At 69.0% G+C, this 14,938-nt stretch carries 12 protein-coding genes; 2 read left to right on the top strand and 10 right to left on the bottom strand.

All coding sequences use genetic code 11. The features are described 5' to 3' along the window. Positions 1 to 298 precede the first annotated feature (298 nt). A complete protein-coding gene (locus HKK74_RS30710; RefSeq protein WP_187246887.1) occupies positions 299 to 1,144 on the top strand; it encodes a sirohydrochlorin chelatase in 846 nt (281 codons plus the stop codon). Between the two features lie 155 nt (positions 1,145 to 1,299). Here the strand turns inward: HKK74_RS30710 and HKK74_RS30705 are convergent, their stop codons facing one another. From HKK74_RS30705 to HKK74_RS30675, 7 genes are all read right to left on the bottom strand, one after another. Next, a complete protein-coding gene (locus HKK74_RS30705; protein WP_187246886.1) occupies positions 1,300 to 1,920 on the bottom strand; it encodes a GTP-binding protein in 621 nt (206 codons plus the stop codon). Continuing rightward, a complete protein-coding gene (locus HKK74_RS30700) occupies positions 1,901 to 2,287 on the bottom strand; it encodes a DUF742 domain-containing protein (RefSeq protein WP_187246885.1) in 387 nt (128 codons plus the stop codon). The genes HKK74_RS30705 and HKK74_RS30700 overlap by 20 nt, the downstream gene beginning before the upstream one ends. Positions 2,288 to 2,292: 5 nt before the next feature. After that, entirely contained in the window at positions 2,293 to 2,721 is a 429-nt protein-coding gene (locus tag HKK74_RS30695) for a roadblock/LC7 domain-containing protein (RefSeq protein WP_312881958.1), read from the bottom strand. Between the two features lie 117 nt (positions 2,722 to 2,838). Then, complete coding sequence (locus HKK74_RS30690) at positions 2,839 to 5,421, bottom strand: sensor histidine kinase (protein ID WP_187246883.1); 2,583 nt, start codon at positions 5,419 to 5,421, stop codon at positions 2,839 to 2,841. A gap of 218 nt (positions 5,422 to 5,639) precedes the next feature. After that, on the bottom strand, positions 5,640 to 7,226 hold the full coding sequence (locus HKK74_RS30685; protein WP_312881952.1) for a prenyltransferase/squalene oxidase repeat-containing protein: 1,587 nt from the start codon (positions 7,224 to 7,226) through the stop codon (positions 5,640 to 5,642). Next, the gene (locus HKK74_RS30680; protein WP_222722930.1) at positions 7,223 to 8,170 is read right to left on the bottom strand and encodes a terpene synthase family protein; all 948 of its coding nucleotides are present in this window, start codon (positions 8,168 to 8,170) and stop codon (positions 7,223 to 7,225) included. The genes HKK74_RS30685 and HKK74_RS30680 overlap by 4 nt, the downstream gene beginning before the upstream one ends. After that, the gene (locus HKK74_RS30675) at positions 8,161 to 9,531 is read right to left on the bottom strand and encodes a cytochrome P450 (RefSeq protein ID WP_187246881.1); all 1,371 of its coding nucleotides are present in this window, start codon (positions 9,529 to 9,531) and stop codon (positions 8,161 to 8,163) included. Before HKK74_RS30675 ends, HKK74_RS30680 begins: the two co-directional genes overlap by 10 nt. A gap of 650 nt (positions 9,532 to 10,181) precedes the next feature. On the opposite strand from HKK74_RS30675, the gene HKK74_RS30670 reads away from it, so the two are divergent. After that, positions 10,182 to 11,108, top strand: a complete 927-nt coding sequence (locus HKK74_RS30670) for a polyprenyl synthetase family protein (protein ID WP_246492147.1) — start codon at positions 10,182 to 10,184, stop codon at positions 11,106 to 11,108. 97 nt (positions 11,109 to 11,205) lie between these two features. Here the strand turns inward: HKK74_RS30670 and HKK74_RS30665 are convergent, their stop codons facing one another. The 3 genes from HKK74_RS30665 to HKK74_RS30655 form a co-directional block, all read right to left on the bottom strand. Beyond that, positions 11,206 to 12,213 carry a sugar phosphate isomerase/epimerase family protein gene (locus tag HKK74_RS30665; RefSeq protein WP_187246879.1) on the bottom strand — a complete coding sequence of 336 codons (1,008 nt, stop codon included), beginning with the start codon at positions 12,211 to 12,213 and terminating at the stop codon, positions 11,206 to 11,208. A gap of 31 nt (positions 12,214 to 12,244) precedes the next feature. Then, complete coding sequence (locus HKK74_RS30660; protein ID WP_222722929.1) at positions 12,245 to 13,435, bottom strand: ROK family transcriptional regulator; 1,191 nt, start codon at positions 13,433 to 13,435, stop codon at positions 12,245 to 12,247. 135 nt (positions 13,436 to 13,570) lie between these two features. Next, positions 13,571 to 14,749: an ROK family protein gene (locus tag HKK74_RS30655; protein WP_187246917.1), complete on the bottom strand. Its 1,179-nt coding sequence runs from the start codon at positions 14,747 to 14,749 to the stop codon at positions 13,571 to 13,573. Positions 14,750 to 14,938 lie beyond the last annotated feature (189 nt).

Below are 14,938 nucleotides of genomic sequence, written 5' to 3'. Positions count from 1 at the left end.
TCGTCTCCAGATGAACACGCACCGGCACCTTAGCGCGCTAGACCCGGACCGATAATGCTAAAGCGCGTGATTTCGGCAAATCCCGTACCGACCTGCTACCGCGCGCGGATCGGCGATGTCGCCGCGGCTCGCGCACCCCACTCGCGAATGCCCGAGTGAGCTGCATCGATGCCGAGTTCGAGTGCCTGTCGTGACAGTCCTCAGAAGGGAGTACGATCTAGATCATTGGTAGTTCACTGTCGGCGACATCACCCCTAATCAGCCCAAAAGCCCGTTTTGGACAGTTAGCCTTCCATCTGTGACTTCTTTCAGCGATCAGCCCACCCCCCTTCCCGCACGGCAACGGCGGTCTCGTCGCTCTGGGCGTCACCGCGGCGAGGGCGCGTTCGCCATTCCGCCGGACTCTCCCGCCCTGATCCTCGCCGCCCCCGGGCGGTCGGGCGTCCCCGGCACGCTGGCGATCGCCGAGCTCGCCGCCTTCGCCAGAGTCGCGCATCCCGGCCTGCCCGTGCACGCCGCCCACCTCGACGACCTCAGAGCCGTCCTGACCGGTCTGGACCCGGACCTCTCCGACGGAATGCCGGCCGCCGTCGTGGTGCCGCAGACCACCGGACCGAACGCGGAGATCGACGCGCAGTTGCGCGCGGCGGTCGACGCGGTGCACTCCGACGACTGGCCGATCGTGCTGGCCGAGCCGCTCGGACCGCACCCGCTCGTGGCCGAGGCGCTGCACGTGAGGCTCGCGGAGGCCGGATTGGCCCGCGCCGATCGTGTCCGGCTGCTGACCATGGTGACCGCCGCGGACGGCATCCTGCTCGCCGCCACGGGCGGAGAGGCGGCGGCGCAGGAGACCGAGATCAACTGCGTACTGCTCGCGTCCCGGCTCGCCGTGCCCGTGGTGCCCGTCTCTCTGGACGACATCCCCACGGCAGGTGAGGTGGCGAGGCGGCTCAAGGCCAGCGGCACGACCCGGCTGGCCATCGCCCCCTGCTTCATCGGCCCGGAGGCACAGCCCGACCAGCTGATCGACCTCGCCGCCGAAACCGGTGCCGAGTCCGCTCAGCCGCTCGGCGCCCATCCCTCTCTCGTGCAGCTGACCGCGCTGCGCTACGCGGAGGCGCTGGAAAAGGTCCTCACCGACTGACCACCGGACGGCCGACCGGCCACGCGAACCGCTGACCGGACGGACGACCGGTGCTCGGCGGCACGGGACGTGCCCGCCGCCCGCCGGGCACGGCGGCCATCGGCCCGGAGGCCGGCCCGGCCTCCCACCACCCGGTACGACGGCGAGCCCGTGGGTCAGCCCGCGGGCGTCCCCGCCATCTTCTCGGGGGGCGCCGTGTTCCTCGCCTTCGCGTGTTCGACCAGGGTGATGAGGATCTTCTTGCCGGAGTCTCTCTCGCGGGCGTCGCAGAGGACGACGGGAATCTCCGGCGCCAGGTTGAGCGCGAGGCGGACCTCGTCGAGCTCATACTGCCGGGCGCCCTCGAAGCAGTTCACCGCGACGATGAAGGGCGTGCCGCGCCGCTCGAAGTAGTCGACCGAGGGGAAGCAGTCCGCCAGACGCCGCGCGTCCGCCAGCACGATGGCGCCGAGAGCGCCGAGCGCCAGCTCGTCCCACATGAACCAGAAGCGCTCCTGCCCGGGCGTGCCGAACAGGTACAGGACGAACCGGTTCTTGATGGTGATGCGGCCGAAGTCCATCGCGACGGTGGTCGTGTTCTTGCCCTCCACGCCCGACACGTCGTCGACGGCCACGCCCTGGTCGGTGAGGATCTCCTCGGTCCGCAGCGGCTGCGTCTCGGAGACCGCGCCCACCAGAGTGGTCTTGCCCGCACCGAAGCCACCCGCGATCAGGATCTTGATCGCGATCGGCGGCTTCGGCCGCCCCGCCCCACGCTCAGAGAGTCCGTAGTCCATCGAGCACCGCCTCGTACATCGCCTCGTCGCTCATGTTCACCTCGGGTTGCGGTTCCTCTACCGCGATGAAGCCGCGGTGCAGCAGATCGCCCAGCAGGACTCGTACGGTGCCGACGGGCAGGTCGAGCCGTCCGGCGATCTCCGCCACCGAGAGCATTTCGTGGCAGAGGTCGACGATGGCCAGGTGCTCGGGGCCGAAGCCCACCTCGCTCATCGGTACCGGCCGGACGGTCACGATCAGCGAGATGAGGTCGAACTTCCCCCGGATCGGGAGGATCCGGCCGCGAGTCATCACATAGGGGCGCACGAGCGGGCCGGCGTGCTCGTCGAGCCACCTCTCGTCGTCGAACTCCTCGGAAGAGCGCATGTCGCCTACCTCTTGGAAGAGAAGCCGCTTTGGGTGGCCGCCGATCGGCTGGGTGTACTGAGGAACTCCCCGACGCGCGCCACGAGCATGGCCATCTCATAGGCGATCAGGCCGACGTCGGACTCCTCCGAGCCGAGTACCGCCAGGCAGGCGCCCTGCCCCGCGACGGTGACGAAGAGGAACGCCGATCGCATCTCGATGACGGTCTGCCGTACGGGCCCGGCGCCGAACCGCTCGCTGGCGCCCTTGGCGAGACTCTGGACCCCGGACGCCACGGCGGCCAGATGTTCGGCGTCATCTTGGTCGAGTCCCTCCGACGAGGCCATGAGCAGGCCGTCCGCGGAGAGAACGACCGCGTGCTGGGCCTCCTGCACCCGACCGATCAGGTCGTCCAGCAACCAGGCCAGGTCGGTGGAAGAACCGGTTCTGTGCACCACTCGTTGTCCTCTTTCTGCAGGCGGCCGCCGCGTCGTCGCCTGCGGCGGCTCGGCGGCACCGGCTCGTCACGCGTTGATCAGGATCGTCGCCGGGGCGTTCAGCGGTCCGGTCTCTCACTCGTCATCGGGCCCGCCCGGCGGCGTGTCCGACGCGGGACGGTCGTCCGCCGACCGGACCGCGTCGGATCTGCCTCGGCGGGTACCCGCCTGGTAGGCGCCCATCACCTTGCGCACCTCCTCCGGCGACCGGGGCACATCGCCCTCGCCGTCCTGGTCCGCGGCCGTACGCGACTCGTCGGTGCGCAACGGCGGGGCAAGGCTCGCCTGGGGCACCCGGAACGGCAGACCGGAAGGGGTATAGGTCGTCTCGGCCATGGGCTTCCCTCCGGCCGTCTCGTGCTTCCGGGGCTCACCGGGTTCCCCGTGCTCCTGGCGGTCCCCGGTCGCTGCGCCGGCGTGCTCGCCGCCCTCCGGCCGACGCGCCGTGCCCGGCCGTTGGCGGTCGTACGGATCGCCGGCGGAGCCACCCGCGCCGCCCACATCGTCGGACGCGCTGCCGTACGCGCCGCCGGACACACCGACGCCGTCGTCGCGCCATCCAGCGGACGTCCCGCCGCTCGTCGTGTCCGCGGGCCCCGGCCGGGCGTCCAGTGCGGTGGCCGTGCCGTGGCCTCCGCCTCGCACCGGCAGAGGAGACCCGGCGTCACCCAGGCCGCCAGAGCCGATCGCCCGCAACACCTCGGCGCGGCTCTCCCGCATCGGGCCGGACACTCCGTCGGCGGCCGGTTCAGAGATCTCTTCGAAGAGAGGATCGATCTCTCCTTCCGCGATGACGAACTCCCGCGGGATCAAGATGATGGCGGTGGTGCCGCCATAGGCCGAGCGCTTGAGCGACACCCGGATCCCGTAGCGGTCGGCGAGCCGGCTGACCACGTACAGTCCCAGCCGCGCCGTACTCGACAGGTTGAACTCCGGCGAGCTGGCGATCTGCTCGTTGGCCTTATGCAGGGCCTCCTCGCCCATGCCCAGCCCGCGATCCTCGATCTCGATCGCATAGCCGCTCGCCGCCATGTGGCCGCCCACCTGCACCACCGTGTACGAGGGTGAGAACGAGACAGCGTTCTCGACGAGCTCGGCCAGCAGGTGGGTGACGTCGCCGACGGCCCGCCCGGCGAGGGTCACCCCTCCGACGGGCAGCACGTTGACGCGGGTGTAGTCCTCGACCTCGGCGACGGCGGCGCGCAGCACGTCGACCATCGGCACCGACCGCCGCCACCCACGCGCGGGGGTGGCCCCGGACAGCACGATCAGGTTCTCGGCGTTGCGCCGCATCCGGGTGGCGAGGTGGTCGACCCGGAACAGGTCCTCGAGCTCGGTCGGGTCGAGCTCGCGCCGCTCCATCACGTCGAGAAGGCTGAGCTGCCTGCGCACGAGTGTCTGGGTACGCCGCGCCAGGCTGAGCAAGACGTCGCGGATGCCGCGCCGCAGCTCCGCCTGCTCCACCGCGACCTTGATGGCGGTCTGCTGCACAGCGTTGAACGCCTGGCCGACCTGGCCGACCTCGTCGTCGCCGAACTCGAGCTCGGGCGCCTCGGCGGCGACGTCGACATCTTCCCCACGTCCGAGCCGCTCGACCACGGCCGGCAGCCGCTGGTCGGCCAGCTCCCACGCGGCCGTCCGCAGCCGCTCGAGCTGCCGGACCAGGGCCCGTGCCGTCGTGATGGAGACGACGATGGACGCGATGACCGCGAAGAGCCCGAGGACGCCCGCCAGAAGCAGGCGGACGACCACCCAGACGGCGATCGGCGTGGCCCGGGCCACCAGACGGTCACCGGCCCGCTGGATGCTCTGCCGCATCTCCGCCACCGCGGGCTCGGTGGCGCCGCGCCATTGCTCGGCAGTCATCCGAATGGGCTGACCCGGCCGGCTCGACCGCAGGAGAAGGTCTTCGAGCCTGGCCACCTCGCTGAGCCGCCGGTTGTTCGCCAGTTCCTTGTACGCCTGGACGTCCGCCCGTTCGAGGTCGGCCAGAGCGCGTGCCGTGTTGAGACGCCGTGCTCCGACGAGCTTGGCGATCTCGAGCTGGTCCGCGGCGCCGAGCCTGCCTGTCGTGAGCACGCCCGCCACCAGCGCGTCCTCCTGTGAGAGGAGCTCCCAGCTGCGGTTGACCGCGATCTCGATGCGGGTGTCGGTGGCGAAGTCGTCGTCGTCCAGAGTCGCTATCGAGTCGTAGAGCCTGAAGACCGACTCGACGACCATGGCGTACTCGTCGATGACCCGCCGGCGGTCCATCTGTCGCATGTCGATGGAGCGCCGCTCCTGACCGAGACCGTCCAGGAGGCCGACCATCTCGTCGATGCGGCGGTCGGCGTTGTCGTCCGCCGCCCGTCTGACCGCGCCGGTGCGTGCGGCCCGCACCACCACGGCCTTGGCACTGTCGGTGCGAGCCCGCTGGGCGAGGAGGGCGTCCCGCCGCTGCTGCCGAGGGTCGGCCAGGTACGTCACCGAGAGCCGTCGTTCGCGTTGCAGTTCGACCAGCAACGGGTCGCTCGGCGCCGCGACGCGGTCCATCGTGCTCACCCAGAGGAGGTTCACGCCTTCTCGCAGGGTCACCCACGCGGCGAACATCCATAGTGCTGTGAGCGACAGCAGCAAGGCCACAATCTTGGTCCGCAGTCGTGCGTTGCGGATGCGCATGACAATCGCCCCAACAATTGGCAAGGTGCCTGCGATGCGCGGCGCGTCGACCTGCAGCAAGACACGTGATGACGGGGGTGAACGACGCGAAGGTCGCATAGACCCGTTGCGCGCACGTCGCAGAACCTTACCAACACGACTAAGCCCACTCAAGGTGAATCGTTTACCTGTAAGTTCACAAAACGCCTAAATACCCCCGACGTGTTTGGGATCACATCTCATGCAAGTACGTTGCGCCGGGTCAGATGAAGCGCCGCGAGGACCGCCGCTCGTACGACAGCAATAGGGCAATACAGGTCTTTATCATGCCAAAGAGGTGGATTATTGGCTTCCATGGCACTCTCCGCCACGGACCGCAGATAGCCGCCGCCACGCGTCGCCGCACGCGCCGTCTCCTCGCTCGCCCCGCCCCCGGTGAGCACGAGGACCTGCAGCGCATACGCGGTCTCCTCCGCCGTCCCGCCCCAACGCCCCCAGGACCCGTCGGGTCGCTGAGTCCCGACCACCCACCGGACTGCGCGCTCCACGGCCGGAGCCGACGCCGCGCCGCCGAACCGGTGGAGCGCCAGGGCAGCGCACACCGTCGCGTAGTACGGAGAGGCATGCCATCGGTCCCGCCATCCCCCGTCGTCGCCCTGCTGGGCGCACAGCCAGGACGAGACCTTCGCGACGGTCGCCTGGTACCGGCCCGCCGATTCCCCTCCGCCGGTGCTCTGGAGGTGATGGCCGAACGCCTCGAGCACGTGCGCGTTCGTGGTCACCGATCTGCCGTTCTCCCCCTGCCACGTGCAGAAATGCGTCTCCGTCTCGTACGCCCAGAGCAGGTCGGGCGATTGCGGAGCACCGTGCAGCGAGAGGGCGTACAGCACCCCGGCGCTGGTATCGGCGTCCGCGGGCAGTCCCGCGCCCGCCGAGGCTCCGTTCGGACCCAGCGCCGAGCGGAGCTCACTGATCATCTCCGGCGGCACTGCGAGCTCGATTCCCGCACTCGCCAGCCAGCTCAACACCCAGGCCCGTTCGAAGTTGGCGATCGGAATCGCCGTGGGAACCGGTCCCCCGTCCCGCCGCGCCGCGGACTCGAGGAATCGCCGGGCCGAGCCGCCCCAATCGGCCGACTCGTGGTCACCAAGCCAGGCAGCGGTGGCCGCGGGAGAGGCGCCGACCGATCCGGTGGGCTCCGGCCGGACCGAGGGCGCACCACGAGCCGCCTCCTGCGCGATCTCGAGCGCGTGCAAGAACTTCTGTGGGACCTGGCCGCCGCGTGCCAGTAGGGCTTGTACCTTCTCGACCGTACTGCCGTCCAGGCCGGGGGATGACTGGAGCCGCACGCCCTCGTGCCGCAGATGCTGGTTGATCATGTTGATCAGCACCGGTGCGATGTGCTCGGCCGCCGGCATGTCCGGCAGCTCCAGAGCGTGCGTGCCGTCCAGCCACCGGGACAGGATGGCGAGCCCTCGGCCGGCCGCCTTCTCCGACTCAGCACGCGGGACGCCCGCGTGCCCATGCGGATCGGGCTTACGCAGCGTCGAGAGCAGGGCTTCGGTCGCGCTGAGTGTGGGGATGAGAGCGTAGGCGGGCAGCGGTGAGACCCAGGCGCCGTCCGGCCGTTGGGTCTCCAGCAGGAACCTCAGCCGTTCAGTGTGCCCGGTCAGCCAGGGAGCCAGCGTGACCAGCCGCCCGGTCTCGTAGACCGAAGCGGAGACCCGGCCCGTCGGCCGCTCCATCAGGCCACCGACCAGGTGCCGGGCGGCCACGGTGAAATCGACGAGCCGCCCGTCGCCGGCCGTCCTGACGCCGGCGGTCACAGTGTTCCCCAGTAGTCGCCGTGCGCGTAGAAGCCACTGCTGAAACCGACCTGCCGCTCCAGGTACTCCGCCTGTTCGGGACATCGGGCTCGCAAAGGGAGGATGAGCTCCCGGCAGCGGCCGACGAGGAGCGCGATGTGCCGGGTCACCTCATCGCGGTCGGCGCCGAGCATCAGCGCGTTCAGGTCTCCCCAGGACAGGTCCCGGTCATAGGTGGCGAGGTCATTGAGGAGACGCAGGACCTTCTGCACCTCGCGCCCGGCCGCGTTGAGCTCTTCGAGGTGTTCCGGGAGACGCCGGTCGCCGCCCGCGATCCAGTGGGAGAGATTGATCCACGCCGATCCGATGTTGTCGGCGTTCTCGAGGTACTCATCGAGGGTCGGCGGAGTTCCTTTCCCCGCGGCGCGCAGAGCCTTCCAGGTCCACTCGCGCGCTGTGGCGTCGAGTGCCCGCCGCAGCTCGTCACGCCACACGTCCCGCAAACTCGAGTACGTGGGGCTCGCGGCCAACTCGTCACGGATCTCGGCGAGGAAGGAGGCGAGCTCGTCGCCATCGGCCGGCGACGCGCCGTCGGCGACGTCCAGGCAGCGCCGGGCGATGTCGTCGACCTCGGCACGCGAGGTGGCGAGGTGGTCCACCATCCAGTCCAGGCCGAAATACCACAGGCAGACGCGGTTGACCATGCGCAGCTCCCCCGCGGTCAGTCCTGGCGAACCGAAGGCGTTGGCGCAGGCGACGCCGTTGAAGAGCGTCACGTCGATCGGCTTGGCGGAGAACAGGGTCGGATACTTCTCCGCCCAGCCGGCCATGTCACGCGCGCACCTCACCGCTTGCGCCATGACCACTCCGGCCGAAACCGCCTCGCGTAGCGCATCGCCGGACGTCCACGAACCCACTGCGGCCTCCCACAACGGATCCGTGCCGTCCTTCGCGGTCACGCGCACCGCCGGATGGGGGTCAGGTTCATCTCGAGGGCCTGCCTTGGGCGGAGGGTCGCGCCGATGCGGGGCATGGCGGGTACCGACGCGGACAGGGCGGGACGGAACCGGCTCAGGATGCTGGCGAGGATCATCTGCGCTTCCACGTTGAAGACATGCCGGCCTATGCACTGGTGCGGTCCACCGCCGAACGGGAAGTAGGCGTACCGGTGCTGTCCGGCCGCGCGCTCGGGCAGGAACCGGTCCGGATCGAACTCCAGGGGCCGGTCCCACACGCTCTCGAGGCGGTGAGTGAGGAAGGGGCTGATCAGTACCGTGTTCCCCGGCCTGATCGGCACGCCGCCGATGCTGGTCGGCTTCGTGGCGATCCGGGGGAACATCCAGCCGACCGGATAGAGGCGCAGCAGTTCCTGAACCGTCCGGCGGACATAGTGCAGGTCGCTCAGGTGCGACGGGCGGACCCGTTCGTCGCCCACCACGCGGACGACCTCCTCCTGCAGCTTCTCAGCGACCTTGGGATGGTCGTCGAGCAACGGCCAGAGCCAGCTCAACGCCACGGTCGTGGTCTCGGTGCTGGTGGCGAACATGGCGAGGAGGTTGTCGCGCACCCACCGGTCGGTGAGCTCGCCGCCATCGGCCGTCCGGGCATGGCAGAGCGCGGTGAAGACGTCCTTACCGTCTCCGGGATCCTCCCGGTACTTCTCGACCAGCCCGAACAACGTCTCGTCCATGACCTTGACGGCATCGCGGAAGGCACGGTCGCCGGGCAACGGGATCGAGTGCGGCACGAAGGGGAGCAGGAACCGGAACGTGATGGAGGTGGCGACCTGATCCATGGCCGGTATGATCCGGTCCGCCTCGACCGGAGAGATCTTGTCTCCGAACAGGACCTTGATCACCGTCTCGTTGACGATGCGGCTCATCTCGGGGAGCACGTCGATCGGCCGGCCAGTGCGCGCCGGCTCTTCGAGCTTGTCCACCGCGTCGCCGATCGCGTGCGCCATGAGCTCGGTGAGCGCGTTGACATTGCGCGTGGTGAAGACCGGCTGCAGCACTCGCTTGCTGAGCTCCCATTCGTCGCCCTCGGCGAGGATGCTGTCGCCCATCAAGGCGCGCAACGGCCTCCAGAACACGCCATCGCGGACGAAGTTCTCCGACTCCCGCCGCAGAACCTGCTGAACGTGATCAGGGCGCGTCACCAGGAAGGGCCGGGACGCTCCGAGGTCCAGCCTCAGGACCTCGCCGCCTGCGGCTTCGCTGATCCGTTCGATCTGCCTGAGCGGGTCTCGCACGAATCCCGGAAGCGTCCGGTAGAGGGGGAAGAGCCTGGCCTTTCGGGCCGGGCCGGCGCCAATAGCGGTGGACATCGCTCACTCCCTGATGCCGCGGTCGGCAAAATATGCCATAAGGCAACGCACAACAAAACGTAGTACGGACAAGCCGATGGAAGACTAGCCATTCGGTGGAGGGGTCGCGGAGCCGAGGGCGGGAAATGGAATCAGTCGCCGGGCCGGGGAGTCAAGTTCGAACCGAACCCATTCGTGACCAACGCTTCCTCCAGGAGAGGGAGATGTTTACCTCAGGGCTGTTTCTGTCGTTGGTTGCTCACCGAAGTATCACATGCCCGACTTCGGGCTACAAGATCAGAGATGATCCAATATTCATCCACTTGGATGTGACTCTGATCACCTATCTTGACCTGCGAACCGTCGCGCGAGGAGTCGCTGACATCACTCACAGCAAGGTGAGGCACCATATGCAGTCGACCGACTACGGTGTGTATATTCTATAAAAACCGTACAAGTACAGGTTTCAGATGATTGCCCAAACGGGAAAAGGATCTTTGGCAGATTTTCAGTGCCGACGATGCCAGTAGGAAGATCCCGCGATGCCGCCTGAGACGCCTCAGCCGCAAGCCACAGTGCGTGACGTGACGCAGATTCTGACACGGACCCGCGGATTGGTTGACCCGGTGTTGCGGAGGGCCGTCCAACAATTGCATCCGCACATCGGCGAAATGGCCGGTTTCGCGCTCGGCTGGCGCGAGCTCGACGGCACTTCCCGGGTCGGCCAGAACGGGAAGGGCCTGCGCCCCGCCATCGTGCTGCTCGCCGCGCGAGCCTCGGGCGCGCGTCCCGAGGCGGCCGTTGACGGCGCGGTCGCCATCGAACTGGTCCACACGTTCTCACTCGTGCACGACGACATCATGGACGGCGACGAACGCCGCAGGCACCGCGACACGGTGTGGAAGGCCTACGGCGTCGGGCCGGCCGTCCTCACCGGCGACACGCTGCTCGCGCTGGCGATGGACACCCTGGCACAGGCCGGCACTCCGCAGGCCGCGGCGGCGCTCCGGCGATTGTCCTCCACGCTCTTGGAGCTGGTCCGTGGCCAGGCCGAGGACGTGGCCTTCGAAAGCCGGCCATGGAGCTGCCCGGACGCGGTCACCGTGGAGGAGTATCAGGCGATGGCGGCGGGCAAGACCGGCGCGCTCCTTGCCTGCGCCGCCGCCGTCGGCGCACTGCTCGGTGGCGGCTCCCCCTCGGCGACCGCCGCGATGTCGAGGTTGGGCCGCCATCTCGGGCTGGCGTTCCAGGCCGTTGACGATCTCCTCGGCATCTGGGGCGATCCGGAGGTCACCGGCAAGCCGGTCTTCAGCGATCTGCGATCCGGGAAGAAGACCCTCCCCATCGTCGCGGCGCTGGCCAGTGGCGGCGACGGCGCCTCCCGCCTCGCCTCTCTGCTCGGCGCGCGTCCCGACGACGTGACCCTGCGGCGGGCGGCCGGACTGGTCCGGGAGCTCGGCGGCCTGGCCTACACCCGCGAGCGGGCCGAGCTGCACCTCCACGAGGCCCTGCGCCTTCTCGAGGCTCCGGAACTCGAGCGCACGGCGGCCGGTGAGCTGGCCGCGCTGGCGAGGTTCGTGGTCGACCGCGCTCACTGAGGTGACATCGGACCCGGACGCGGGCACGTGACCGGCCCGCACGGCGCGGATGGCTCGTGGGCCGGAATCGGGCCCACGAGCCCACGCGCTCGTGACGTCAGTCCGAGGAGAAGGCCGCGTCGAAGGCGACGGCGGGCGGCTCGATGGCGACCAGCTTGCGTACGAAGGACAGCGCCTCGGGCGCGCCGAGCAGGCGGTCCATGCCCGCGTCCTCCCACTCGATCGAGATCGGCCCGTCGTAGCCGATCGCGTTGAGCGCGCGGAAGGAGTCCTCCCAGGGCACGTCGCCGTGGCCGGTGGAGATGAAGTCCCAGCCGCGCCGCAGGTCGGCCCAGGGCAGGTGCGAGGACATCCGGCCGCGCCGACCGTTGCCGGTGCGCACCTTGGCGTCCTTGCAGTCGACGTGGTAGATCCGGTCCTTGAAGTCGAACAGGAAGCCCACCGGGTCGAGGTCCTGCCACACGAAGTGCGACGGGTCCCAGTTGAGCCCGAAGGCGGGCCGGTGCCCGATCGCCTCGAGCGCCCGCACCGTCGTCCAGTAGTCGTAGGCGATCTCGCTCGGGTGCACCTCGTGCGCGAACCTGACGCCCACCTCGTCGAACACGTCCAGGATCGGGTTCCACCGGTCCGCGAAGTCCTGGTAACCGCGCTCGATCATCGACTCGGGCACCGGGGGGAACATCGCGACCGTGTGCCAGATCGAGGAGCCGGTGAAGCCGACGACCGTGTTCACCCCGAGCTTGGCGGCCGCGCGCGCGGTGTCCTTGATCTCTTCGGCGGCCCGCTGCCGGACGCCCTCGGGCGAGCCATCGCCCCAGATCCTGGCCGGCAGGATGCCCTGGTGCCGCTCGTCGATCGGGTCGTCGCACACCGCCTGCCCGACCAGGTGGTTGGAGATCGTCCACACCTTGAGGTTGTGCTTCTCGAGCGTCTCCAGCTTGCGGGGCACGTAGGACTCGTCGGCCAGCGCCTTGTCGACCTCGAAGTGATCACCCCAGCAGGCGATCTCCAGGCCGTCATAGCCCCATTCGGAGGCGAGCCGGCAGACCTCCTCGAACGGCAGATCGGCCCACTGTCCGGTGAACAGGGTGATGGGTCGGGGCATTCTTACCTCCACGCGGTTGTGCCGCCCCCATTCAGGCGGCGGAGAAGACCTGATCGCTGATGAGCCGGGTCGCCCCGATCACCCCGGCGGTGTCTCCCAGTTCGGACAGCACGATCGGCAGATTGCCCGTCGCCAGCGGCGCCGACCGGCGGTAGACGACGCTGCGGATCTCGGCGAGCAGGGTGTGCCCGAACCCCCCGGCCACCTCTCCCGCGATGATCACTAGACCGGGATTGAAGAAGCTGACCAGCCCGGCCAGCACCTGGCCGACCCGCCGCCCGCCCTCGCGGATCAACTCGACGGCGACCGGGTCTCCGGCCTGGGCGGCCTGGGCCACGTCGGCCGCCGTGAGCTCTCCGGCCGAGGCGAACCGCTCGGCCAGAATGACCGAGTCGCCGGCGCGCGCCGCGGCGAGCGCGTCCCTGGCGAGTGCCGCGCCGCCGAAGAACGCCTCCAGGCAGCCCGGGTTGCCACAGGCGCACGTGGGCCCGTTGTCGTCGACGCGGATGTGCCCGATGTCGCCGGCGGAGCCGGAGACCCCCCGGTAGATCGCCGAACCGACGACGATGCCGCAGCCGATGCCGGTTCCTATCTTGACGAGGAGGAAGTCGTCGACGGACTTTGCCAGCCCGGCGTGCAGCTCGCCCAGGGCCATGAGGTTGACGTCGTTGTCGACGAGCACAGGGCAGCCCAGTTCCTGACTGATGATCTCGCGGATGGGGAACCGGTCCCAGCCCGGCATGATGGGCGGCACCACCGGCCTGCCCTCGAGGAAGCTGACCGGCCCGGGCACGCCGACGCCCAGCCCGTGGATCTCCGGCGCGAGGCCCTGGTCACGGAGCTTGGCGAGGAGTTCCAGCGCCCGATCGAGGACGGTGTTCGGGCCCTGCCGCACGTCGCACGGCTCGGCGATATGGCCGAGGATCTCCAACTCACCGTTGGTGACGGCCACGTCGATCGAGGTGGCGCCGATGTCGAGCCCGACGAACCGCAGGCGCGAGGACAACCGTACGATCCCCGAACGGCGACCGCCACGCGAGGCGGCCAGCCCGGCGGCTTCGACCATGCCGAGATCGATCAGCCGGTCGAGTTCGACGGCCAGCTTCGATCTCGACAACTTGACGACGTCGCCGAGTTCGGCACGTGACCGCGGGCCGTCGTCGCGGAGCAGGCCGAGCAGTCGCGCTTGGTGCCTGTTCTCCGGCCGAGACGTCATCCGCATCACACCGCCCCCTCTAGCGTGAAGGTATCCACTTTCGCTCGAGATGAGAATACCTTTGCACCAGGCCCGCCGATCTTAAGTCTGCGTAAGGACAAAGCGGGCGGCTCGTTGCGGGACCTCGGCGGAGAACCGGCTCTACTCGGCGGAGAAGACGTGGTCGCTGATGAGCCGGGCGGCTCCGATGACACCTGATGTGGCGCCCAGTTCGGAGAGCACGATCGGCATGTTGCCGGTGGCCAGCGGCAGAGACCGGCGGTAGACGACACTGCGGATCTCCGACAGCAGTGTATGGCCCATCTGCGCGACCCCGCCCCCGATGATGACCAGGCCCGGGTTGAAGAAGCTGACCAGGCCGGCCAGCACCTGCCCGACCCGGTGACCGCCCTCACGGATGAGCTGCGCGCTCGTCGGATCGCCCGCCGCCGTGCCCGCCGTGACGTCCGCGGCGGTGACCATCCCGGACTCGGCGAGCCGCTGGGCAAGGTACGGCGACCTGCCGGATCTCGCGGCGACCTCGGCGTCACGGGCCAGGGCGGCGCCGCCGAAGAACGCCTCCAGGCAGCCCGTGTTACCGCAGGAGCACGGCGGACCGGTGTCGTCGACCCGGATGTGCCCGATGTCCCCGGCGCTGCCCGAGACCCCCCGGTAGATCGTCCCGTCCACGACGATGCCGCAGCCGATGCCGGTGCCGAGCTTGAGCAGCAGGAAGTCGTCCACCGACTTGGCCGGTCCCGAGTGCAGTTCACCTAGCGCCATGATGTTGACGTCGTTGTCGAGCATCACCGGGCAGCCGAGTTCCTGGCTCAGCTCCTCGCGGACCGGGAACCGGTCCCAGCCCGGCATGATCGGCGGCATCACCGGGACGCCCGCGCGGAAGCTGACCGGGCCCGGCACCCCGATGCCCACGCCGTGGATCTCCGGTGCGAGGCCCTGGTCACGGAGCTTGCCGAGCAGTGACATCGCCTTCTCGAGCACCACCGCCGGTCCTTCGCGTACGTCGAACGGCTCGCCCACGGAGCCGAGGATCTCCAGTTCGCCGCCGGTCACCGCGACGTCGATGGACGTCGCGCCGACGTCGATGCCGACGAAGCGCAGGCGCGAGGCGAGCTTGACGATGCCGGAGCGGCGGCCCCCGCGCGAGGCGGCCAGACCATCGGCCTCGACGAGCCCGAGCTCGATCAGCCGGTTCACCTCGGCGGACAGAGTCGATCGGGAGAGGTCGACCACCTCACCGAGCTCGGCGCGCGAGCGGGGACCTTCCCGCAGCACCCGCAGCAAGCGCGCATGGTGCGCGTTCTCCGGACGCAGTGGCATCCGCGTCACGTTCGTCCTCCGTGTCAGACCCGTCTTGATCGCCGAGTTCGATACTGGTCAGTGTTTGTTCTCGGAACGTAACCACTTTTGTGAACGCTGAAAAGAGTTTTAGCAGGACCAACCAAACTTCTATCAGTATCTAGACAAAGTGTCATTTCCAGCGGATTCTGGGGGGCGCCTGCACGTGAT

The organism is Actinomadura alba (genome assembly GCF_014323705.1).
Lineage (GTDB): Bacteria > Actinomycetota > Actinomycetes > Streptosporangiales > Streptosporangiaceae > Actinomadura_C > Actinomadura_C alba.
The sequence above is the reverse complement of the archived record's forward strand: the minus strand, read 5'-3'. Positions and strand labels throughout refer to the sequence as shown.